23 protein-coding genes and 1 tRNA gene are annotated in these 22057 nt (G+C 30.4%); 14 read left to right on the top strand and 10 right to left on the bottom strand.

The features are described 5' to 3' along the window. The first annotated feature begins 2 nt into the window (after nt 1-2). Nucleotides 3-377: a VOC family protein gene (locus ACY2RX_RS05930; protein WP_490103052.1), complete on the top strand. Its 375-nt coding sequence runs from the start codon at nt 3-5 to the stop codon at nt 375-377. 31 nt (nt 378-408) lie between these two features. On the opposite strand, the gene ACY2RX_RS05935 is transcribed toward ACY2RX_RS05930, so the two are convergent. Further along, on the bottom strand, nt 409-2313 hold the full coding sequence (locus tag ACY2RX_RS05935) for a CocE/NonD family hydrolase (RefSeq protein ID WP_490103053.1): 1905 nt from the start codon (nt 2311-2313) through the stop codon (nt 409-411). Between the two features lie 216 nt (nt 2314-2529). Between ACY2RX_RS05935 and ACY2RX_RS05940 the strand changes: the two genes are divergently transcribed. Beyond that, on the top strand, nt 2530-4485 hold the full coding sequence (locus ACY2RX_RS05940) for a YgiQ family radical SAM protein (RefSeq protein WP_490103054.1): 1956 nt from the start codon (nt 2530-2532) through the stop codon (nt 4483-4485). A gap of 109 nt (nt 4486-4594) precedes the next feature. Here the strand turns inward: ACY2RX_RS05940 and ACY2RX_RS05945 are convergent, their stop codons facing one another. The 4 genes from ACY2RX_RS05945 to ACY2RX_RS05960 form a co-directional block, all read right to left on the bottom strand. Further along, nucleotides 4595-5422: a class I SAM-dependent methyltransferase gene (locus tag ACY2RX_RS05945; protein ID WP_490103055.1), complete on the bottom strand. Its 828-nt coding sequence runs from the start codon at nt 5420-5422 to the stop codon at nt 4595-4597. Further along, complete coding sequence (locus ACY2RX_RS05950; RefSeq protein WP_490103056.1) at nt 5406-5588, bottom strand: hypothetical protein; 183 nt, start codon at nt 5586-5588, stop codon at nt 5406-5408. Before ACY2RX_RS05950 ends, ACY2RX_RS05945 begins: the two co-directional genes overlap by 17 nt. A gap of 80 nt (nt 5589-5668) precedes the next feature. Then, nucleotides 5669-6208, bottom strand: a complete 540-nt coding sequence (locus ACY2RX_RS05955; protein WP_490103057.1) for a sigma-70 family RNA polymerase sigma factor — start codon at nt 6206-6208, stop codon at nt 5669-5671. A 280-nt stretch (nt 6209-6488) separates the two neighbouring features. Then, complete coding sequence (locus tag ACY2RX_RS05960; RefSeq protein WP_490103058.1) at nt 6489-6590, bottom strand: DUF3703 domain-containing protein; 102 nt, start codon at nt 6588-6590, stop codon at nt 6489-6491. 154 nt (nt 6591-6744) lie between these two features. Between ACY2RX_RS05960 and ACY2RX_RS05965 the strand changes: the two genes are divergently transcribed. After that, a complete protein-coding gene (locus tag ACY2RX_RS05965; RefSeq protein ID WP_490103059.1) occupies nt 6745-7365 on the top strand; it encodes a hypothetical protein in 621 nt (206 codons plus the stop codon). A 124-nt stretch (nt 7366-7489) separates the two neighbouring features. Here ACY2RX_RS05965 and ACY2RX_RS05970 read toward each other — a convergent pair whose 3' ends face one another. Continuing rightward, nucleotides 7490-11050: a methylmalonyl-CoA mutase family protein gene (locus ACY2RX_RS05970; RefSeq protein WP_490103060.1), complete on the bottom strand. Its 3561-nt coding sequence runs from the start codon at nt 11048-11050 to the stop codon at nt 7490-7492. Nucleotides 11051-11120: 70 nt separating this feature from the next. Next, nucleotides 11121-11444: a hypothetical protein gene (locus ACY2RX_RS05975; RefSeq protein WP_490103061.1), complete on the bottom strand. Its 324-nt coding sequence runs from the start codon at nt 11442-11444 to the stop codon at nt 11121-11123. 213 nt (nt 11445-11657) lie between these two features. On the opposite strand from ACY2RX_RS05975, the gene hutU reads away from it, so the two are divergent. The 5 genes from hutU to ACY2RX_RS06000 all read left to right on the top strand — a co-directional run bounded on the left by hutU (nt 11658) and on the right by ACY2RX_RS06000 (nt 16952). Next, a complete protein-coding gene (gene hutU, locus ACY2RX_RS05980) occupies nt 11658-13655 on the top strand; it encodes a urocanate hydratase (RefSeq protein WP_490103062.1) in 1998 nt (665 codons plus the stop codon). An 11-nt stretch (nt 13656-13666) separates the two neighbouring features. Then, entirely contained in the window at nt 13667-14203 is a 537-nt protein-coding gene (locus ACY2RX_RS05985; protein WP_490103063.1) for a DUF4136 domain-containing protein, read from the top strand. Nucleotides 14204-14262: 59 nt separating this feature from the next. Beyond that, nucleotides 14263-14436 carry a C1orf53 family protein gene (locus ACY2RX_RS05990; RefSeq protein WP_490103064.1) on the top strand — a complete coding sequence of 58 codons (174 nt, stop codon included), beginning with the start codon at nt 14263-14265 and terminating at the stop codon, nt 14434-14436. Between the two features lie 45 nt (nt 14437-14481). Further along, nucleotides 14482-15192, top strand: coding sequence for a DUF4197 domain-containing protein (locus tag ACY2RX_RS05995; protein WP_490103065.1), 711 nt, complete (start codon nt 14482-14484; stop codon nt 15190-15192). 146 nt (nt 15193-15338) lie between these two features. Further along, on the top strand, nt 15339-16952 hold the full coding sequence (locus ACY2RX_RS06000) for a family 16 glycosylhydrolase (protein ID WP_490103066.1): 1614 nt from the start codon (nt 15339-15341) through the stop codon (nt 16950-16952). A gap of 9 nt (nt 16953-16961) precedes the next feature. On the opposite strand, the gene ACY2RX_RS06005 is transcribed toward ACY2RX_RS06000, so the two are convergent. After that, nucleotides 16962-17747, bottom strand: a complete 786-nt coding sequence (locus ACY2RX_RS06005; RefSeq protein WP_490103067.1) for an ABC transporter substrate-binding protein — start codon at nt 17745-17747, stop codon at nt 16962-16964. Nucleotide 17748: 1 nt separating this feature from the next. Then, nucleotides 17749-18564 carry an orotidine-5'-phosphate decarboxylase gene (gene pyrF / locus ACY2RX_RS06010; protein WP_490103068.1) on the bottom strand — a complete coding sequence of 272 codons (816 nt, stop codon included), beginning with the start codon at nt 18562-18564 and terminating at the stop codon, nt 17749-17751. Between the two features lie 99 nt (nt 18565-18663). Here pyrF and ACY2RX_RS06015 point away from each other — a divergent pair, with 99 nt between their 5' ends. From ACY2RX_RS06015 to ACY2RX_RS06040, 6 genes are all read left to right on the top strand, one after another. Then, on the top strand, nt 18664-19161 hold the full coding sequence (locus ACY2RX_RS06015) for a TlpA family protein disulfide reductase (RefSeq protein ID WP_490103069.1): 498 nt from the start codon (nt 18664-18666) through the stop codon (nt 19159-19161). A 115-nt stretch (nt 19162-19276) separates the two neighbouring features. Beyond that, entirely contained in the window at nt 19277-20035 is a 759-nt protein-coding gene (gene tpiA / locus ACY2RX_RS06020; protein ID WP_490103070.1) for a triose-phosphate isomerase, read from the top strand. A 78-nt stretch (nt 20036-20113) separates the two neighbouring features. After that, on the top strand, nt 20114-20950 hold the full coding sequence (gene prmA / locus ACY2RX_RS06025) for a 50S ribosomal protein L11 methyltransferase (protein ID WP_490103071.1): 837 nt from the start codon (nt 20114-20116) through the stop codon (nt 20948-20950). A gap of 23 nt (nt 20951-20973) precedes the next feature. Further along, complete coding sequence (locus ACY2RX_RS06030) at nt 20974-21249, top strand: ATP-dependent Clp protease adaptor ClpS (protein WP_490103072.1); 276 nt, start codon at nt 20974-20976, stop codon at nt 21247-21249. A gap of 3 nt (nt 21250-21252) precedes the next feature. Further along, on the top strand, nt 21253-21525 hold the full coding sequence (locus ACY2RX_RS06035) for a hypothetical protein (RefSeq protein ID WP_490103073.1): 273 nt from the start codon (nt 21253-21255) through the stop codon (nt 21523-21525). A 139-nt stretch (nt 21526-21664) separates the two neighbouring features. Then, nucleotides 21665-21817: a PID-CTERM protein-sorting domain-containing protein gene (locus tag ACY2RX_RS06040; RefSeq protein ID WP_490103074.1), complete on the top strand. Its 153-nt coding sequence runs from the start codon at nt 21665-21667 to the stop codon at nt 21815-21817. A gap of 122 nt (nt 21818-21939) precedes the next feature. Here ACY2RX_RS06040 and ACY2RX_RS06045 read toward each other — a convergent pair. Then, nucleotides 21940-22013: transfer RNA gene (locus tag ACY2RX_RS06045), tRNA-Arg, on the bottom strand. Nucleotides 22014-22057 lie beyond the last annotated feature (44 nt).

Here is a 22057-nt window from a genome sequence, read left to right on the forward strand (position 1 = left end):
GTATGAATTTAAATCAAGTTACAATACCTTCTTTAGATGTTAAAAAAGCAACAGAATTTTATCAAAAATTAGGATTGATTTTAATTGTTGATGCAAAACCTAATTATGTTCGTTTTGAGTTGCCAGATGGAGATGCAACATTTTCTATTCATAAAGTAGATGAATTACCCAAAGAAAATAGAACTGTAGTTTATTTTGAAGACGATAATTTAGATGATATAGTAAAGCAACTTCTAGAAAAAGGTTTTGAGTTTCATTTATTACCAACCAATAAATCTTGGCTTTGGAGAGAAGCGTATTTGTACGATTTAGACGGCAATAAAATTATTCTTTACAAAGCGGGTAAAAACAGAAAAAATCCGCCTTGGCGGATTTAAACTTTGTACTTTAAAAAAGAATTTGATAAATTTATTTTAATACAGAAAATTCTATACTAGAATTTGTAAAAACGGTATGCGTTTGTGTTTTAAAGTCTTTTTTGTCAGCTTTATAAATATTATCTACATAGGTTTGCGGGTTTAAATCTATCAAAGGAAACCAAGTGCTTTGTATTTGAATTTGTAGCTTGTGTCCTTTTTTAAACGTATGAAAAACGTCTTGTAACTTTATGTTTACATCTGTTTTTTTATTAGGAATAAATGGTTCTGGATGTTCAAAACTATTTCTAAAACGTCCACGCATAACTTCACTTCTAACCATTAAATGATAATTGCTCATTTTTAAATGATTTTGAAGTTTGTCATTGTTTTCTTCTATATCTGCAGGATGCACATCAATAACTTTTACAATCCAATCTGATGCAGTTCCTGTAGTTGCTACTTTTAATTTGGCTAAAATGTCTCCAGCCAAAGTATAATCTTCTGTTAAAATATCTGTTTCAAAAACCAAAACATCAGGTCTCCTTGCAGCAAAACGTTGGTCATCTGTCATATATTTTCTTGGCGTAAAAACGGTTTTAATATCTTCAGAATAAGGAACAGGACGTTTTATATCACTAATAAATTTTATTTCTTTGGTTATTTTTTTTTCTGATGTTAATTCTTGATTATCAGATAAAAACCAATTTTCTTTCACTACATTTTTTGGTGGCCAAGCATTGTACGATTTCCATTCTTTTTTACCAGAATCATACACATAAGCTTCTGGTATATTTGTGTGGTGATTTCCACTTCCTTTTAAAAAATGATGAAAGAAATTATTCTCTATTTTTTTTTGAAACTTTACTGAAATAGAATCTCCAAAATAATAATTACCCACAGCATTTCTAACTTCTGTACTAGCCCAACGTCCATGATCCCAAGGACCAAAAACCAATGTGTTATAGTTTTTTGGTTGATGTTTTTCTATGGCTTTATAGGTTTCTAAAGGCCCATATAAATCTTCAGCATCAAACCAACCACCAACAATCATAGTTGCAACATTAGAAGGAACTTTATCTAAATGTTGTATAATTCCTTTACTTTTCCAAACGGAATCGTAATTAGGATGCTCAACAATTTCTTTCCAGAAAAAGTCATCAATTTTATTCTTTTTGTTTGGTGATTTTACATCTAATTTATCATACTGAAAATATTCGTTTAAGTTTTTTAAAGGACCTTTGTCTAAGAAAAACTGATATTGATCTTGTGTGTTCATTTTCGGAAAAGAATACCAAGCAGAATCAGTTGGTGTGTCTTTGTAAGTGCCGAACAAAGAAATTGCTCTAAAATAACTCAATAAAAAAGCACCATTATGATGAAAATCATCAAAGAAAAAATCGCCAATACAAGCTTGTGGAGAAGCTGCTTTTAAAGCAGGATGCGCATTAATTGTAGAAACAGTTGCATAATACCCAGGATAAGAAATTCCCCAAGTACCTACTCTACCATTGTTGTTTTTTACATTTTTTACCAACCAATCTATGGTGTCATAAGTATCAGAAACTTCATCAGATTCATTTTCTTTTTTATTGGGTTTGTATGCACGCATATTGTCATAAATACCTTCACTCATCCAGCGTCCACGAACATCTTGATATACTACAATATAGCCATCTTTCATTAAATGTTTATTGGGTGCAATTTTGGTTTTCATTTTCCCTTTTCCATAAGGGCTAGAACTATAAGGTGTTCTTTGCATTAAGATTGGATATTTTTCTTTTGTGTCTTTTGGAGAGTAGATTGTTGTATGTAATTTTACACCATCTCGCATTGTAATATAAACTTCTTGTTTTGTATAGTTATCAGCTACATAAGTATTTTCTTTTTCTTTGGATGGTTTACAGGCGGTTAAAGCCAAAAAACCAAGGATCATAAACGCTAAATATTTTTTCATATATAGATTGGGTTAGTATTCGATAAATCTACAAAACAAAAAAGAGTTATTAAAAAGGATGTTGTATTAAAATGAATTTTGGCTATTATAGAATTTATAAATAAAAGATAAATAATAAGATTGTTTTATTGATGATTATTGCTGTAGAATGTCTATCTAAAGATGATAAAAAGAATACTATTTTATTCAATTAAAATTCTCGTACTTTTGCAAACTATGCAAGAAACGAAAAAACATCAATTAACAGATTGGTTACCAACTACAAACCGAGAGGTAAAAATTCGTGGTTGGGAACAATTAGATGTTATTTTGTTTAGTGGAGATGCATATGTAGATCATCCTTCTTTTGGACCTGCTGTAATTGGACGAATTTTAGAAAGTTATGGTTTGCGGGTTGCTATTGTGCCTCAGCCTAATGTAAATGATAATTTACAAGACTTTGAAAAATTAGGAAAACCTCGTTTGTTTTTTGCAGTTACTGGTGGCTGTATGGATCCTATGGTTTCTAATTATACTGCTAGTAAAAGAAGACGTGATAAAGACGCCTACACACCAAATGGTGATAAAGGTTTTAGACCCGATTATGCAACCTCTGTGTATTCGAAAATTTTAAAAGAAAAGTTTCCTGAAATCCCTGTTTTAATTGGCGGAATTGAAGCTTCTTTAAGGCGTGTAACACATTATGATTATTGGTCAGACAAGTTATTACCTTCAATTTTAGAAACTTCGAAAGCAGATATGTTAGTTTATGGAATGGGAGAACAACCTTTGCGAGAAATTGTAGAGTTATTGCAAAAAGGAGTGCCTTTTTCGAGTTTAAAAAATATTAAGCAGACTGCAGTTTTAATTAATGAGAAACTAGAGAAGCTTCCAGTTGTAAATGATTGGGATGATGTAACTATTAATTCTCACGAAGCTTGTTTAGATGATAAAAAAACATTTGCTGCAAACTTTAAAGTAATAGAACAGGAATCTAATAAATTAAAAGCGCGTAGAGTTTTACAAGGAATTTCTGAGAATACTTTAGTGATAAATCCACCTTATCCAACAATGACAGAAAAAGAAATTGATGGTTCTTTCGATTTGCCTTTTACACGTTTACCACACCCAAAATATAATAAACGTGGTCCCATACCTGCGTTTGAAATGATTAAATTCTCTATCAATATTCATAGAGGATGTTTTGGTGGATGTAGCTTTTGTACCATTTCTGCGCATCAAGGTAAATTTATTGCAAGTCGCAGTAAAGAATCGGTTTTAAGAGAAGTGGATAAAGTGGCAAATATGCCCGATTTTAAAGGCTATTTATCTGATATTGGTGGACCTTCTGCAAATATGTATCAGATGAAAGGAAAGATACAATCTATTTGCGACAAATGTGTGGCTCCTAGTTGTATTTCGCCAGTAATTTGTTCTAATTTAGATACTTCGCACAAACCGTTAACAGAATTATATCAAGCTGTAGATAAACATCCGAAAATTAAAAAATCTTTTATTGGAAGCGGAATTAGACACGATATGTTAGTGCCTGAATTCAATAAAAATGCCGACCCAAAAGAGTTGGATGCTTATACAGAGGAAGTAATGACAAAACACGTTTCGGGCCGATTAAAAGTTGCGCCAGAACATACTTCTGATCCTGTTTTAAAGTTGATGCGTAAACCTTCTTTTAAATATTTTCACTTATTTAAAAAGCGTTTTGACAAGATCAATATTAAGAAAAGATTAAACCTACAATTAATTCCGTATTTTATTTCTAGTCACCCAGCAAGTGAAGTAGAAGATATGGCAAATCTAGCAGCCGAAACCAAAGATATGGGCTTTCAGTTAGAGCAAGTGCAAGGTTTTACGCCTACGCCAATGACGGTAGCTACCGTTATTTATTATTCAGGTTATCATCCTTATACATTAAAACCTACCAAAACTCCGAAAACAAAAAGAGAACGTGAAGACCAACATCGTTTTTTCTTTTGGTACAAAAAGGAAAACAAAGATTGGATTCGAAATACTTTAAACAAAGTTGGAAGACAAGATTTGTTACAAAAATTATTGCCCGAAAATAATTCTTGGAAAAAGAATAAACAAGCCAAAAAAACAAAGAATACTTTTGATGATGCTGTGCCTTTTAACAGGAGGAAGAAGAAAGCGAGTAGAGCTAAAAAGAGGAGATAGTTTGTTACTTTGGTTAATGTTATCAAGCGTATTCAATGTTTAAATGTTTTTATCCGCAGTTAGCGAAGTTATCAGAATTATCAGAAAATAAATTTAAAAACAAACTAAATTACTTCTTAACAGCAATCATCATATGAGGACTAAAAGGCAATAAATAGGCATCATTTTGAGTTAGTTTTTGCAACTCTTTTAAAGTTTTCGATTTCTTTTTATCTAACATATTGGCAAAATATTCATTGTCTAACCAAATGATACTTTCTACGGCAAACAAATTTATAAATTGTAGATCTTGTTCTAAAAATTCTTCTTTTAATTGTTGAGGTTTGTGGTAAAAAGCATCCGCTAATAAAAAAGGAAAATCTTTTGGTGCATTGTGAATTCCTGTAGTCAATTCTTCTTTACACATCTCAAAAAAGGAGTTTGCGTGAATCATTCCATTCATTAAACCAACTAGAGTAGAAGCTGTGTAATTAATTGCGAAGCCTAAAATAATTCCATCTTTTTTTAAAACTCTTTTTGCTTCTAAAATAGCGGCAACTCTGTCTTCTCTTTTTTGCAAGTGATATAAAGGGCCGTGTAAAATTACCAAGTCTGCAGAATTGTTTTTGTAAGGTAATTTTGTAGCTTCACCAACAGTAACAGAAAAAGGGTTTTTTAATTTCTTGGCTCTTTTTTCTGCGAGTTTTATATGTTTTAAAACGGGCTCAATTAAATGAACTTTATGTCCTTTTTTAGAAAGCCATTCAGCATATTTTCCTGTGCCACCACCAATATCAATAATTGTTGAATTTGGTTTAGAAATATGTTGATTAATGAGCTCTTTAATTCTTTCAAATTCAAAAACACCCATACCTTTTTCGAGTCTGGTTTCTTCAGAGGCTTTGTTGTAAAAGTCTTCTAATTCTTTGCTAATCAATTTTTTATTTTTTTCTTTCATTCCCAAATCTATCCATTTTACATCCACATTTTTTGCAAGTTGCTCCTCCAAAAAGAATTTCTGTCCAACCTTTTGGTTTTCTAACTTTTGGTTGCTCTTTTCCGCATTTAGGACAATAAATTGCTTTTAGATTTATTTTGAATTTAAAGTGTTTAAAAATGCTCATTAATCTACTTTATTTGTAAAGTAAAAGTAAATAAATAAATGTAGAATGATTTCTGTTTTTACAGGAATGACAAAAGAAAATTAACTACAAATTTTGCAATCGTCTTTTTCTTTAATTTCGCCAACCAAGTTTCCCTCTTTATTCAATACAAATCCGCAGCAATCCATAAAACCTTGAGCAATTAGTTTTCTTGCACGTTGAATTTGAGATTTAGTAGTTGGCAAACTTTGCTTTAATTGATTGGCAACTTCTTGTTGTTTTAAACCTTTTATATCAGATAAAAACAGTGGATTTCTATATTTTTTTGGAAGACTTTTTAAAATTCCTCTTAAGCAATCTTGTTCTGTATGTTTATTTTCTATGAATGTGGTTTCTTTTTCAAAATTGGCAATTTCAAAAGTTTTGTTAGTAGCTTTCCAGTAATCTAAAATTGAATTTCTGGCTACTGTAAAACACCAAGATTTTAGTTTAGTGATGTCTTTTAAAGTATGAAGTTTTGTGTGAATTTTGATAAAAGTATCTTGTAAAATATCATCAGCAATCGTAACATCTTTTACTTTGCTGATGATAAATCGTTTTAAATCTTCAGAGTAAGAAGTCCAAACTTGTTTTGTGGTCATTGAGAGTTGTTTATAATTCGAAAAACGTAACTTGATTAAGTTTCTTTTAACGTCAGTTCGAGCGCAGTAGAGAACTATACAACCTTTCGACTGCGCTCAAGGTGACAATTAGTTAACAATTACAATTTGAGCAAGAACAGTTCTCGCAAGTACAATTTTTACAATCTCCAGTTTTGCAGCCTTCGCAATTACAAGTGCATTCTAAATTTTTATTTTCCATTTTGTTTGTTTTAATGTTCACTTATAAGACATAAAGTTATTAAAAAAGATGCATCAACTATTAAAAATATTTTTTTAATTCTTTTCTAATAGGAATTGTTTTGATGGGGGATATGTTTGTTCCTCCAGTATTTCCTGGTGAAACCCAAATTAAAGTAAACAAATAAATGCTTTTTTTTCTAATTTTAGTTGATTCTAAGATTCTGTTTTTAATTGATTTTTAGATCTTAATGTTTTGTTTTTTAGTAGACTTTTTAAATCAAAAAATAAGGTAATAAATTGAAGATTTTATTACTTTTGTACTATAAAAAAGAATTATGAAAAAAATAGTTTTATTACTACTTGTTGGCTTTAGCCTTGCGTCTTGTCAAGTTTCAAAACACTATGTTCAGAATATTCAAAAGAAAGAAAATATTTTGAATCCTACCGCTAAAAAAGTTAAAATAATAGCATCAGATAATGTTAAAGTTCTTGAGTTTACTAAAACTTTTAAAAAGAATTTTGAAACTAATAAAATCTTTGCAGAGAGTTATGTAAAGAAATTTTCTGAAGAATTAAAAAGTAACAATATCTTTTCTGATGTTAAGTTAGATGTTGTTAATAAAGAGTTTTCATCAATAAATAAAAACGCTGCAGATTATATCATCTATTTTACAGATTTCGAAATTACAAATAGAATAGAAACTAGACATTCTGCTTCTGGACCTAATGGATTTGGAGGAATGCAAACAACTTCTGTAGAGTTTTGTATTGTTAATGTAAAAGTTGTGGTTTACGATATAAAAAAGAAGTTAGAAATTTTAGAATTTGTTTCTATAGGAGAAAAATCTGTTTTCTTATTTAATTTTACTAAAACATTACAAGAAGCAAAATTAAGATCTATTAATCACGCGATTAATTATTTAAAGACAGGAAAAACTTTGTACAAGGTTTATTAAAACTTTAGAATAAAATAAAATTCACACAGAATGTGTGAATTTTTATTATTTATAATGGATTCTAAATTAAGTTTGGAATAAGCGATTCACGCAATAACGCTAAAAAGTAGTATTGGTTCTCTGCTTACATATTTCGTCTGTATTGCCCTCCAACTTTAAACAAAGCTTCTGTAATTTGTCCTAAAGAACAGACTTTAGTAGCTTCCATTAACTTGTCAAATAAATTTTTATTTTGAATGGCAGCTTCTTGCAAAATTGCGATTTGTTCCACAACTTTATTCGGATTTACTTTGTTTAATAATTCTTTGGTTTGAATCTGGAATTGCTTCTCATCTTCAGTTGCACGAATAATTTCTGCTGGTTGAACTGTAGGTGAACCCTTAGAACTCAAAAACGTATTTACACCAATAATAGGAAAATCTCCATTGTGTTTTAAAGTCTCATAATACAAACTTTCTTCTTGTATTTTAGAACGCTGATACATTGTTTCCATAGCTCCTAAAACGCCTCCACGTTCTGTAATTCTATCAAATTCTTGTAAAACAGCTTCTTCCACTAAATCTGTTAATTCTTCTATAATAAAAGCACCTTGAATTGGGTTTTCATTCTTTGTCAATCCTAATTCTTTGTTGATGATTAATTGAATTGCCATGGCTCTTCTTACAGATTCTTCAGTTGGTGTTGTTATGGCTTCATCATAGGCATTTGTATGTAAAGAATTACAATTATCGTTAATTGCGTATAAAGCTTGCAATGTTGTTCTAATGTCATTAAAATCAATCTCTTGCGCGTGTAAAGAACGACCCGAAGTCTGAATATGATATTTTAACATTTGTGCTCTAGAATTTGCCCCGTATTTATTTTTCATTGCTTTTGCCCAAATTTTACGAGCAACTCTACCAATTACTGAATATTCTGGGTCAATTCCGTTAGAGAAAAAGAATGACAAGTTAGGACCAAATTTGTTGATGTCCATTCCGCGACTTAAATAATACTCAACATAGGTAAACCCGTTAGACAATGTTAATGCCAATTGTGTAATTGGATTTGCGCCAGCTTCTGCAATATGATATCCAGAAATAGAAACTGAATAAAAATTACGAACTTGTTTTTCTATAAAATATTCTTGTACATCACCCATTAAACGAAGCGCAAATTCCGTAGAAAAAATACAGGTATTTTGTGCTTGGTCTTCTTTTAAAATATCTGCTTGTACGGTTCCTCTAACTTGCGCTAAAGTGTCTTTTTTTATTTGTTGATAAACCTCAGAAGGTAAAACTAAATCACCCGTTAAACCCAATAACATCAAGCCTAAACCATCATTTCCTTCAGGTAATTTTCCTTGATAAACAGGTCTTTCTAAACCTTTAGCATCGTATACTTCTTTGAATTTCGCTTCAACCAGTTTTTCAAGTTTATTTTCTTTGATGTATTTCTCACAATTCTGATCAATGGCAGCATTCATAAAAAAACCTAACAACATTGGTGCAGGTCCATTTATGGTCATAGAAACAGAGGTCATTGAGTGACTTAAATCGAAACCCGAATACAATTTTTTAGCATCATCTAAACAACAAATAGAAACGCCTGCATTTCCAATTTTACCATAAATATCAGGTCTGTGTCCAGGGTCATTTCCGTATAAAGTAACAGAATCAAAAGCAGTAGAAAGTCGTTTTGCGTCCATTCCTAAACTCACATAATGAAATCTACGGTTTGTTCTTTCAGGTCCGCCTTCGCCAGCAAACATTCTTGTAGGATCCTCACCAGTTCTTTTAAACGGATATAAACCTGCTGCGTAAGGAAATTCTCCAGGAACATTTTCTTGTAAATTCCATCTTAATAAATCTCCCCAAGCTTGGTATTTTGGCAACGCAACTTTAGGTATTTGTGTGTGTGAAAGTGATTCAGAATGCGTTTTTATATTAATTTCTTTATCACGTACTTTAAACTTGTAAATTGGGTTTTTGTATTTCTGAACTTTTTCTTGCCAATTTAGAATAACTTCCCAATTATGGTTGTCAAGATTTAGTTTTACTTTATCAAATTGAGTGATTAAAAGCTTAACAAACTCTTGTTCGTCATTCTGAACTTGTTTCAGAATCTCATCTTGGTCAATTCCGTTTTTAGAAAGGAAAGACGTCTCGACTGCGCTCAACGTGACATTTAGAATAGATAAAATAGTTTGATAAATACCGTATAATTTTTGAGCAACAACAACTTGTTGGTCTACATTTTTATTGTAAGCTCTATTGTCTTCAGCTATTTCAGATAAATAACGCACTCTATTGGGCGGAATTACAAATATCTTTTCAGACATTTCTTTGGTAATTTCCATTGAGGATTTTAAATCTGCATTGGTTTTTTCAACCAACTTATCCATAATACTTTTGTACAAAGTATTCATTCCAGGATCGTTAAATTGCGATGCAATTGTGCCATAAACTGGCAAATCATCTTGATGAATATGCCACAAATTATTGTTACGCATATATTGTTTTTTTACATCTCTTACTGCATCTAAAGCACCTCTTTTATCAAATTTATTAATAGCAACTAAATCTGCAAAATCTAACATATCGATTTTTTCTAACTGCGTTGCAGCTCCAAATTCTGGAGTCATTACATACAAAGAAGTATCAGAATGCTCAATAATTTCTGTATCAGATTGTCCAATACCAGAAGTTTCTAAAATAATTAAATCAAACTCAGCAGCTTTTAAAACTTGTACAGCTTCATTTACATATTTTGATAAGGCTAAATTAGATTGACGCGTTGCTAAAGAACGCATATAAACACGTTCATTATTGATGGAGTTCATACGAATACGATCGCCTAATAATGCGCCACCCGTTTTTCTTTTGGATGGATCCACAGAAATGATTCCAACAGTTTTGTTTGGAAAATCGATTAAAAACCTGCGAACTAATTCATCAACCAAAGAAGATTTTCCTGCACCACCTGTTCCTGTAATTCCTAAAACAGGAGAATCTCCTTTTAATTTCCCCAAAGGGGAGAAATACTCTTGTGGGAAAAGTTGCTGAAAATCTTTGTGGTTATTTTCTGCTAGAGAAATTAATCTTGCAATGGTATTGATATCTTTGTTTTTTAAATTTTCTAAAACTTTTTCTTTTCCTAAATCTAGTAACCAATCTCCATCTTCATTGCAAACTTTTCCTGCAGAGTGCTTCTCTCCTTTGGAGGGATTAAGGGAGGCTTTTCCCTTCTCTTTGGGAAGGATTAAAGATGGGCTTTCCGATTTTTTAACAAGGTCATTTATCATTCCTTGCAAACCCAATTCTCTTCCATCATCAGGAGAATAAATTCGAGTAATTCCATAATCCATCAAATCTTTAATTTCTTCAGGAAGAATTACACCACCACCACCACCAAAAATCTTGATATGACTTGCACCTTTTTCTTTTAACAAATCGTACATATATTTAAAATACTCATTATGGCCTCCTTGATAAGAAGTCATTGCAATGGCATTTACATCTTCTTGTATGGCACAATTAACCACCTCTTCTACAGATCTATCATGACCTAAATGTATGACTTCAACTCCTGTAGATTGAATAATTCTACGCATAATATTGATAGCAGCATCATGACCATCAAATAATGATGCAGCAGTTACAATGCGTACTTTATGTTTAGGTTTATAAGGAGTTATTTGTTCCATTCGTAATAAATGTTTAATTTTAGATGTGCAATTTACGAATTTCTCAAAATAAATAAGAAATCTTTAAAAATTATAAATATTTAATAAAAGCCCAAATTTTTCTAGATTTTAAATATCTATAATCTTTTTCATTTTGATATGCTTCTCGTTCAAAACTTAAGTTTTTATAAGCAAGATATCCATTTTTGTACTTTACATATTTTATTAACCATTCTAAGCCATAAAAAAGGTAAAAAAATACAATTAAAAGTTCTAGTTGTTGTTTTAAATGAATTTTTTCGTGGTTAATGAGGTTCTTATCTTCTTTTAAATCTTTTCTTTTTAGAAAAATAAAAGGAAATAAAGTGATTCCTGTAAAGCCTTTTGGAACAATATATTTAGAAATAAAAATCATTATTTAAAAGTAAACAATAATCACCCCAAAATAAATATATTTGTAAAAACTTCATTAAAATGGATTTTGTTTGCTTAAAATATAAAAAGAGAATTGAAGCTCAATACCATAGAGCAGATATTCGCTATCCATAGTTTTTCATTTTTTTTAGTGCAATTAAGTAAAACTTTTTTATCACAAATTGTGATATCTAAAAAACAAAAACACCTAAAAATGACATTTAAAGAACAAATATGCCAAGGTATTCCTACCAAACTTCCAAATATAAAAGAGTATGATGCATCAGTAAATCACGCTCCAAAAAGAAAAGAAATATTAACTACTGAAGAGAAGAAATTAGCTTTAAAAAATGCGTTACGTTATTTTGATAAAAAACATCACGCAGAATTATTACCCGAATTTACTGAAGAATTAGACAAATTTGGTCGTATTTATATGTATCGTTTTCGCCCAGATTATACAATGAAAGCGAGAGATATTGCTGAGTATCCAGGAAAATCTGAACAAGCAAAATCTATTATGTTAATGATTCAAAATAATTTAGATGATGCTGTGGCGCAACATCCACACGAATTAATAACTTATGGTGGCAATGGCGCTGTTTTTCAAAATTGGGCACAATATTTACTAACTATGAAATATTTGTCTGAAATGACAAATAAACAAACTTTGGTGATGTATTCTGGACATCCAATGGGATTATTTCCATCCAACAAAAACGCACCAAGAGTTGTGGTTACCAACGGAATGGTAATTCCGAATTATTCAAAACCAGACGATTGGGAAAAAATGAATGCTTTGGGAGTTTCTCAATACGGACAAATGACTGCTGGAAGTTATATGTACATTGGCCCACAGGGAATTGTACACGGAACCACCATTACTGTTTTAAACGGTTTTAGGAAAATAAATAAAGAGCCAAAAGGTAACTTATTTGTTACGGCAGGTTTAGGCGGAATGTCTGGTGCGCAACCAAAAGCTGGTAATATTGCAGGTTGTATTACTGTCTGTGCAGAAGTAAATCCGAAGATTACACAAATTCGTTTAGAGCAAGGTTGGATTGATGAAAAAATAACGGATTTAGACGAATTGGTTGCACGTGTAAAAGTTGCAAAAGAAAATAAAGAAGTTGTATCAATTGCTTATTTAGGAAATATTGTAGAAGTATGGGAAAAGTTTGATGAAGCGAATATTCATATAGATTTAGGATCAGATCAAACATCATTGCACAATCCTTGGGCAGGAGGTTATTATCCGGTTGATATTTCTTTTGATGATGCTAATGAAATGATGGCAGAAAATCCGAAGAAATTTAAAGAAGAAGTTCAAAAAACATTAAGAAGACACGCCAAAGCAATTAATAAACACACCGAAAAAGGAACGTATTTCTTTGACTACGGAAACGCATTTTTGTTAGAAGCCAGTAGAGCAGGAGCAGATGTTATGAATCCAAATCCAACTTTAGGAAGAGAATTTAAGTACCCAAGTTATGTGCAAGATATTATGGGGCCTATGTGTTTTGATTATGGTTTTGGTCCATTTAGATGGGTTTGTACTTCAGGAAAACCAGAAGATTTAGCAAAAACAGACGCTATTGCTTGTAAAGTTTTAGAGAAAATTAAAAAGAATTCTCCAAAAGAAATTCAGCAACAAATGGCTGATAATATTCAATGGATAAAAGGCGCACAAGAAAATAAATTGGTTGTGGGTTCTCAAGCAAGAATACTTTATGCAGATGCAGAGGGACGTATAAAAATTGCCAAAGCATTTAACAAAGCCATTAAAAAAGGAAAAATTGGAGCAGTTGTTTTAGGTAGAGATCATCATGATGTTTCTGGTACAGATTCACCTTACAGAGAGACTTCTAATATTTACGATGGTTCGCGTTACACTGCAGATATGGCAATACAAAATGTTATTGGAGATAGTTTTAGAGGCGCCACTTGGGTTTCTATTCATAATGGAGGTGGCGTTGGTTGGGGTGAAGTTATTAATGGCGGATTTGGCATACTTCTTGATGGTACTAAAGCAGCATCAAAGCGTTTAGAATCAATGCTTTTTTGGGATGTAAATAACGGAATTTCAAGAAGAAGTTGGGCAAGAAATGATGAAGCTATTTTTGCAATAAAAAGAGCAATGAAATCAGAAAAAAGTTTAAAAGTTACACTTCCTAATTTAGTTGATGATGCTTTGATAAATTCAATAATTTAAAACTTATCATTATGAAAAAAAGTATCCTTCTATTATTAAGTATTGTAGTTTTATCATCTTGTAGTACTGTAAAAGTTGTTACTGATTATGATACTAAAGTTGATTTTAACAAGTATAAAACATTTGCTTTTTACAAACCAGAAATAGACAAAGCAGAAATTTCTGATTTAGATAAAAAAAGAATTTTAAGAGCCATAGAAACAGAATTGTTAGCTAAAGGATTTACAAAATCTAACAATCCTGATATGCTTGTGGGTATTTTTACAAAATCAAGACAAAAGGTAAATGTAAACCAAGCTAATGTAGGTTTTGGCTGGGGTTGGGGCTGGAATCCTTGGTGGGGAGGAATGAATAACAATATTAACGTTAGTCAATACACACAAGGAACTTTATTTATAGATTTTATAGACAAACAAAAAAAAGAATTGGTTTGGCAAGGAATTGGCTCAGGAGCTTTAAAGCTTCAGAATAGGGCAAAAAAAGAGGCTAGAATTAAAGAGTTTGTAAAAGAAATAATTTCAAGATTTCCTCCAGGTCAAGAAAAATAAAATTTAAAAGCGTTCTATAAGAACGCTTTTTTTATGGATTAAAATAATACTTTTGCAAGATGTATAATCAAAGAATTCCTTTAGAAAAGGAAGATTTTTATTTTAATGAACAAGGCTATAGAGTTTTTACAGAAAAGTATCATTTAAAAAGAGGATATTGTTGTAAAAGTGGCTGTAAACATTGTCCTTACGGTTATGATAAAAAAACAGATTCGTTTAAAAAAATAAAGTGACTTTTAGTGTAAATAAGTTTCTAAATAAATAGATAAAATATAAAAATGATAAAAAGAATTTTAGTTTTAGTTGTGGCAATTCAGTTTGCTGGATGTGCTGAATTGCAAAAAGTTGTTAATAATTTACCAAGTGGAGGCGTTTTAAGTCAAGAACAAATTGGTAATGGTTTACGACAAGCTTTAGACAATGGTATAAAAAATCAGGTTTCTAAATTAACATCAAAAGATGGATTTTATAGAAATCAGTTGGTTAAAATTTTGTTACCTCAAGAATTACAAGCTGTAGATAAAGGTTTACGCAAAATAGGTTTAAGTAATTTAGCCGATGAAGGAATAAAAGTTTTAAACAGAGCAGCAGAAGATGCTGTAAAAACGGCAACACCAATTTTTGTAAATGCTGTAAAAGAGATCACTTTTACGGATGCTAAAAATATTCTTTTAGGAGATCAAAATGCGGCAACTTCTTATTTGCAAGGAAAAACAAATACTGCTTTGTATAATAGTTTTAGCCCAGTTATAAAAAACTCATTTGCTAAAGTAGGAGCAGATAAAATTTGGAGTAATTTAATTTCTAAATACAATTCTATTCCTTTTGTAAAGAAAGTAAACCCAGATTTAACACAGTATGTTACCAACCAAGCTTTAAAAGGAGTTTTTACGATGATAGAGATAGAAGAAAAAGGAATTCGTGAAAAAGTGGGATTACGAAATACAGCTTTATTACGTCAGGTTTTTGCTTTGCAAGACAATAAATAGGTCTAATTTATTTATAAAAAAGATTACAGTCTCTGAGTTTTTTCAGAGACTTTTTTTTGCGTGTATTGTTTATGTATAGGTGTTAATTTTGGAGCAGGATAAAGGATTTGTTTTCTTTGATGTCTAAAGATATCACTTTTAAGTTTATGAAAAATTATGTATTTCTTTTAGTATCAATTTTTTATTTCACAAGTTTTTCTCAAAATGTAGATGATGATTTTGAAGGAAATATTACAGTAAATACTTGGGTAGGAGATGAATGTAATTTTGAAGTTCCATTTTCAAATCCGTATCAAACAGGAATCAATTCTTCATCAAAAGTTTTAAAATATAATGACACAGGTGGGCAATATGCAAATGTTCGATTTGATGTTGCTACAAATTTCGATTTATCAACAAAAAGTACTTTTTTAATCAAAATTTATGTTCCATCATCAGGAATTACGGGTAATCAAACCAATCAGGTTTCATTAAAGTTACAAAACAATACTATTGCGGCACCTTGGTCTACTCAATCAGAAATAATTAAACTAATAACTTTAGATGCTTGGCAAGAAATTAGTTTTGATTTTAAGAATGATAATTTTAAAAATTTAGATGCAAGTTCTAAAAATCCAACCGAAAGAACCGATTTTAATAGAGTTTTAATACAAGTAAATGGTGAAAACAATAATGATAAAGTTGTTGCGTATATAGACGATTTTCAGCTAAAAGTTTCTAAAAAAGAGGATGAACCAGAAATTAATACAAATTTCACAAAATTGGTTTGGTCTGATGAGTTTGATACAACTGGTGTCATTGATTCCGAAAAATGGTTTCATCAAACAAAATTACCAAGTGGAGGAAGTTGGTTTAATGGAGAAATTCAGCATTATACAAACAGAATAGATAATTCTTATGTTGCCAATGGTAAATTGAATATTGTAGCAAAAAAGGAAAGTTTTTCAGATCAAGGACATACAAAACAATATACATCAGCAAGATTAAATTCTAAGTTTGCTTTTACTTATGGTAAAGTAGAAGTTAGAGCGAAACTGCCTTCTGGCGTTGGCACTTGGCCCGCCATTTGGATGTTAGGAAAAAACATTACAGAACCTGGTGGTTATTGGGCAAATACTTACGGAACAACAGCTTGGCCAGCTTGTGGCGAAATAGATATTATGGAACATTGGGGGCACAATCAAAATTTTGTACAAAGTGCTATGCACACACCTTCTAGTTTTGGCGGAACAGTAAATCACGGAGGTCAAACTATAGCCACAGCATCAACAGAATTTCACATTTATAAATTAGTTTGGACGCCAGAAAAAATGGTTTTTAGTGTAGATGATGTTGTACATTATACTTACAATCCTACTGTAAAAAATGCCAGCACTTGGCCTTTTAATAAAGACCAGTATTTTTTATTAAACATTGCAATTCAACCAAGTATAGAAAGTACTTTTACAAGTAGTTCTATGTTAATAGATTATATTAGAGTTTATCAGGCAGATAATAGTTTAAATGTTAACAAACCTCTTTTAGAGGATAAAATTAAAGTCTATCCTAATCCAATAAAAAATGATTTAAGAATAAAAATTCCGAATAATTTTATTGGTAGCAAAGCAATTCTCTATTCGTCTTTAGGAAAAGAAATGGCTATTTTTTTATTAGAAAAAACGAGGATATCAAAAAACGTTACTCACTTACAAAAAGGAATTTATTTTTTAAAAATTTCTAAATCAAAAAAAGTGTTTAATTATAAGGTTATTAAAATTTAATAGTTCCTTTTAGAGATTGTTTCTTAATGTTTTAAAGTAATCGAAAACTTTTAGTAATCTGCTTCCGTACCAAGAAAACATTTCTCCATCAACCAATAAAATATTACTGTTTGGTGCTATTTGTTTTAACTCTTTGATGTGTTTTTCTTGGAAAGGATAAGGCTCTGAAGACAATAAAATTACATCAACTTTATTTATTTTATCAATAGTAATTTCTGGATAACGTTCTTTTTTCTCAAAAGCATTTTCAAATTTATTTAATTGTAATAGGCAATTTATAAAAGTGTTATTTGCGGCAACCATCCAAGGGTTTTTCCAAATAAAATAAGCAACTTTTTTTATTTCTTTTTGATTGATAAATTGCTCAAAATCTTTTAAGAGAAACCTTATTTTTTTAATAATAGCAGAAGCATTTTTTGCTACATCAAAAATATCTCCATATACATTAATAAGCGCTAAAGCATCATTAATTGTGTAAATGTTAGATATGTGAGTGGGAGCAATTTGCTCACAAATAGCTACTACTTCTTTAGAGTTTTCTTCTTTGTTACAAAGAATAATATCTGGTTGAAGTTCTCTTAAAACAGTAACCTTAATATTTTTTGTGCCACCAACAATAGTTTTATTTTTTCTTATATAATTTGGATGAACACAGAATTTAGTAACGCCAACAATACTATCTTCTAAGCCTAAATCAACCAATAATTCTGTTTGACTTGGAACAAGAGAAACGATTCGTTTAGGAATTTTTTTTAATTCTATAAATCTTCCAATTTGATCTTGGAAATTTTTCAAACTATTTATTTAATATTTCTTCCATTTGCCTTTGTAATTCCGCTGCTTTCAAAGCAGCTTTGTCTGCAAAATCAGTGTTTTTAGAAGCATAAATAATTCCTCTAGAAGAATTAATTAGTAACCCAATATTTTCAGACAATCCATATTTGCAAACATCTTGTAAATTTCCACCTTGCGCACCAACACCAGGAACTAATAAAAAACTATCTGGAACAATTTTTCTAATTTTTTTAAAATACATTGCCTTTGTGGCTCCCACAACATACATTAAGTTTTCAGAATTTTTCCAGTTTTTAGAAGTTTCTAAAACTTGTTTATACAATTCTTTAGCATCCACTTTTTTAGTTTGAAAATCGAAAGCACCTTCGTTAGAAGTTAAAGCCAACATAATAGTGTGCTTATTATTAAAAGCTAAAAAAGGCTCTACAGAATCCTTGCCCATATAAGGAGCAACTGTCACAGAATCAAAAGCTAAATCTTCAAAAAAAGCTTTGGCATACATTGTAGATGTGTTGCCAATATCACCACGTTTTGCATCTGCAATTGTAAAAATTTCTGGATACTTTTTGTTTAAATAATTAATTGTTCTTTCTAAAGATTTCCATCCTTTTAAACCATAAGCTTCATAAAAAGCAGTGTTAGGTTTGTAGGCAACACATAAATGTTGTGTAGCATCAATAATGGCTTTGTTAAACTCGAAAATAGGATCTTCCTTTTCTAAAAGATGAGGTGGAATTTTATTTAAATCTACATCTAACCCTATACATAAAAATGATTTTTTCTTTCTAATCTGGGTAATAAGTTCTTGTGTTGTCATTCGTTTTCTAAAAAGTGATACAAAAGTAGGTATTTTTGCTCTTATACCAAGAATTGTAAGTAAAGTAGAAAATGTAAGACAAAAAATAAAAATTAATTTATGTTCAAAAAAATAGCACTAATTGTTCTATTCGTATTTACGAGTTGTAATTTTGAAACTCCAGTAGAGTTTTCGGAAAAAGCTTTAAATGAAAAAATGTATGATTTAAATGAAAAAATTACTACTTTTAAGCAAGTTATAGAAAATCATAAAGGAAAAAAAATAGTTATTGATGTATGGGCAGCTTGGTGTAGAGATTGTTTAGAAGGTTTGCCAAAAGTTAAAAAACTTCAAAAAGAATTTCCAGAAGTAGCGTTTGTGTTTTTATCTGTTGATGAAAGGGTTGCAATTTGGAAAAGAGCTGTAAAACGCTATCATATAAAAGGAGAACACTATAGTTTGCCAAAAGGTATGAAAAAGGGTGATTTGGCAAATTTCTTAAAACTACGCTGGATTCCTAGATATATTATTGTTGATGAAAACGGAAAAATTGCACTATTTAAAGCAACAAATGCTGCTGATAAAAAAATAATAGAAGCTTTAAAAAAATCAATATAAAACGTTTTAGTAACTATTTGCTTTTCTGTCGGTTTTTTGGTAGATCATTTCTTAAATTTACAACCGAATTTAAAAATAGATAAATACCAATATTTTAGGTAATAAAATTAGAATTATGAGAACAAAAATAGTAGCAGGAAACTGGAAAATGAATAATGATAAGAAAGAAAGTAGAAAACTTATCAAAAATTTAAAAAAAGCAATTAAAAAACAAAAACTTAAAAATACGCGTGTAATTGTTGCTCCTACTTTTGTAAACTTATCATCTTCTATAAAAGTGGCAAAAAAATCTAAAATAGAAGTTGTTGCTCAGAATATGCATCAAGCTAAAAACGGCGCTTTTACAGGAGAAATTTCTGCAGATATGTTAAAAGCAATCGGAATTAAAACCGTTATTTTAGGGCATTCAGAAAGAAGAACTTACTTTAATGAAACAGATGAATCTTTAGCTGCAAAAGTAGATGCAATTATCGCAAATAAATTAGAAACAATCTTTTGCTTTGGAGAATTGTTAGAAGATAGAAAATCAGAAAACCATTTTGCAGTAGTAGAAAGTCAATTAAAAAATGCGTTATTTCATTTAGAATCAGCAGCTTGGAAAAGCATTATTTTGGCTTACGAGCCAGTTTGGGCAATTGGTACAGGTGAAACCGCAAGTGCAGAACAAGCGCAAGAAATGCACGCTTTTATTAGAAGTATTATAGAAAAACAATACAACAAAGAAGTTGCTGATGAAGTTTCTATTTTATACGGAGGAAGTGTAAAACCAGCAAATGCTGAAGAAATTTTTTCTAAACCAGATGTAGATGGTGGTTTAATTGGTGGAGCAGCTTTAAATGTTGATGATTTTACAGGAATTATTAAAGCTATTTAAACGTCTTTTTAAAGATATTTACAATAAATTTGCATCGAGATTTTAAAATCTTGATGCATTTTTTTTGATGATAATTTTATGGATAACATTTATATAGAATACAATTTTACAGTAAAACCAAAAGAACCAGCCACAGAAATTTTAATTGCTGAATTAGGTGCTGTGGGTTTTGAGAGTTTTGTTGAAAATGATAATGGAGTTACAGCATACATTCAAAAAGGGGAGTGGAATAACAATATTTTAGATGCTATTTTTGTTTTAAATTCTGATGAGTTTTCTATTGAATACAATCAAAAAGAAGTTGCACAAACCAACTGGAATGCAGAGTGGGAAAAGAATTTTGCACCAATTCAAGTTGATGATTTAGTAAGTATAAGAGCACCATTTCATCAAAATCCAAATTTAAAATACGATATTGTAATCGAACCAAAAATGAGTTTTGGCACAGGGCATCATGAAACAACACATATGATGGTGCAACATTTATTGCAATTAGATTTAAAAAATAAGAAAACTTTGGATATGGGTTGTGGAACAGGAATTTTAGCAATTTTTGCTGAAATGAAAGGCGCAAATCCTATAGACGCCATTGATATTGATAATTGGTGTTATGAGAATTCTTTAGAAAATGTTGAGAGAAATAACTGTAAACATATTTCAGTTTTTGAAGGAGATTCATCACTCTTAATCAATAAAAAGTATGATGTTATTATTGCCAACATCAACAGAAATATTTTATTGATGGATATGAAAACCTACACCAATTGTTTAAGTGAAAACGGAGTTTTGTTACTGAGTGGTTTTTATCAAGAAGACATTCCAATAATTGATGCAGAAGTTTTAAAATACAGTTTAAAGTTAGAAACTTATATAGAACGTAATAATTGGGTTGCGTTAAAGTATAATAAAGAATAAAAAATATTCGTTATTTTTGTCATATGAGTACAAAGGAAAAAATTCAAGAAAAAGTTGATGTTTTAGAGCAAGAAGCACATCAATATGAAATTGTTTTACATAATGATGAAGTAAATACTTTTGATTTTGTAATAGAATCCTTAATGAATGTTTGTGATCATACTTTAGAACAAGCAGAACAATGCACAATTTTAGTACACTACAAAGGTAAGTGTACGGTAAAATCTGGTGAATATAAAGATTTAGAACCAAGATGTTCTAAGTTATTGCAACTGGGTTTATCTGCTGAACTCGTATAATAAATGGAAAATGTTTTTAAATATTACGAATTTTCCGATTTCTTCTTAGATAAATCAAATACTTTTTCAGGGAATGAAATCTCTTTTTCAGAATTAAATGCAACTCATTTTTTAATTTTTGAAAAAAAATCTTCATCCTATAGCTTATATGTTTCTAGATATCATCATAAAAAAGATATTGGCGTAAACTCGCCAGAAATATTAGAATTATTGGTAGAAAACTACGATAAAAGTATTTCCGAACATCGACTAATGATTAAGCAATATCTTCATTAAACTACCATTCGCCGAAAAGATTTAAAAAAACCTTATATTTTATTTTTATTTGTAGTGACTTTTATAGAAAATATGAGTCATATAAATGAGAAACAGTAAAAAGGTGTTAAAAAGAATCATAATAATTGGGGTAATAATTATGTTTCCGTTAATAGGATATTCGCAGGCTGTGCCACCACCAGTGCCACCACCTCCGCCTCCAGGATTGCCAATAGATGGTATTACTTGGGTACTGTTTTTAGTTGGGATAATATACGGATCTAAAAAGATTCTTAAAGATAGTAGTAGTTAGTTTTTATACTAAGTTTGGTTAGACAAAAAGGCCTTGGATTTTTATTCAGGGTCTTTTTTATTTTTTATAAAAAAAGATGCTCTTTTAAATAAAAAAAACTCACCTATAAAAGATGAGTTTTGTGACCATGGCAGGATTCAAACCTGCAACCTTCTGAGCCGTAATCAGATGCGCTATTCAGTTGCGCCACATGGCCTTAAGCGGCTCCAAATATAATAGTATTTTTTTTAAAATTGAAAG

The sequence above is a fragment of the Polaribacter sp. 2405UD43-2 genome, assembly GCF_058147125.1.

Excerpts from the sequence above, each read along its gene's own strand:
- ACY2RX_RS05930 (WP_490103052.1), top strand. The coding sequence starts at position 3 with ATGAATTTAAATCAAGTTACAATACCTTCTTTAGATGTTAAAAAAGCA.
- ACY2RX_RS05935 (WP_490103053.1), bottom strand. The coding sequence starts at position 2,313 with ATGAAAAAATATTTAGCGTTTATGATCCTTGGTTTTTTGGCTTTAACC.
- ACY2RX_RS05940 (WP_490103054.1), top strand. The coding sequence starts at position 2,530 with ATGCAAGAAACGAAAAAACATCAATTAACAGATTGGTTACCAACTACA.
- ACY2RX_RS05945 (WP_490103055.1), bottom strand. The coding sequence starts at position 5,422 with ATGAAAGAAAAAAATAAAAAATTGATTAGCAAAGAATTAGAAGACTTT.
- ACY2RX_RS05950 (WP_490103056.1), bottom strand. The coding sequence starts at position 5,588 with ATGAGCATTTTTAAACACTTTAAATTCAAAATAAATCTAAAAGCAATT.
- ACY2RX_RS05955 (WP_490103057.1), bottom strand. The coding sequence starts at position 6,208 with ATGACCACAAAACAAGTTTGGACTTCTTACTCTGAAGATTTAAAACGA.
- ACY2RX_RS05965 (WP_490103059.1), top strand. The coding sequence starts at position 6,745 with ATGAAAAAAATAGTTTTATTACTACTTGTTGGCTTTAGCCTTGCGTCT.
- ACY2RX_RS05970 (WP_490103060.1), bottom strand. The coding sequence starts at position 11,050 with ATGGAACAAATAACTCCTTATAAACCTAAACATAAAGTACGCATTGTA.
- ACY2RX_RS05975 (WP_490103061.1), bottom strand. The coding sequence starts at position 11,444 with ATGATTTTTATTTCTAAATATATTGTTCCAAAAGGCTTTACAGGAATC.
- hutU (WP_490103062.1), top strand. The coding sequence starts at position 11,658 with ATGACATTTAAAGAACAAATATGCCAAGGTATTCCTACCAAACTTCCA.
- ACY2RX_RS05985 (WP_490103063.1), top strand. The coding sequence starts at position 13,667 with ATGAAAAAAAGTATCCTTCTATTATTAAGTATTGTAGTTTTATCATCT.
- ACY2RX_RS05990 (WP_490103064.1), top strand. The coding sequence starts at position 14,263 with ATGTATAATCAAAGAATTCCTTTAGAAAAGGAAGATTTTTATTTTAAT.
- ACY2RX_RS05995 (WP_490103065.1), top strand. The coding sequence starts at position 14,482 with ATGATAAAAAGAATTTTAGTTTTAGTTGTGGCAATTCAGTTTGCTGGA.
- ACY2RX_RS06000 (WP_490103066.1), top strand. The coding sequence starts at position 15,339 with ATGAAAAATTATGTATTTCTTTTAGTATCAATTTTTTATTTCACAAGT.
- pyrF (WP_490103068.1), bottom strand. The coding sequence starts at position 18,564 with ATGACAACACAAGAACTTATTACCCAGATTAGAAAGAAAAAATCATTT.
- ACY2RX_RS06015 (WP_490103069.1), top strand. The coding sequence starts at position 18,664 with ATGTTCAAAAAAATAGCACTAATTGTTCTATTCGTATTTACGAGTTGT.
- tpiA (WP_490103070.1), top strand. The coding sequence starts at position 19,277 with ATGAGAACAAAAATAGTAGCAGGAAACTGGAAAATGAATAATGATAAG.
- prmA (WP_490103071.1), top strand. The coding sequence starts at position 20,114 with ATGGATAACATTTATATAGAATACAATTTTACAGTAAAACCAAAAGAA.
- ACY2RX_RS06030 (WP_490103072.1), top strand. The coding sequence starts at position 20,974 with ATGAGTACAAAGGAAAAAATTCAAGAAAAAGTTGATGTTTTAGAGCAA.
- ACY2RX_RS06035 (WP_490103073.1), top strand. The coding sequence starts at position 21,253 with ATGGAAAATGTTTTTAAATATTACGAATTTTCCGATTTCTTCTTAGAT.
- ACY2RX_RS06040 (WP_490103074.1), top strand. The coding sequence starts at position 21,665 with ATGTTTCCGTTAATAGGATATTCGCAGGCTGTGCCACCACCAGTGCCA.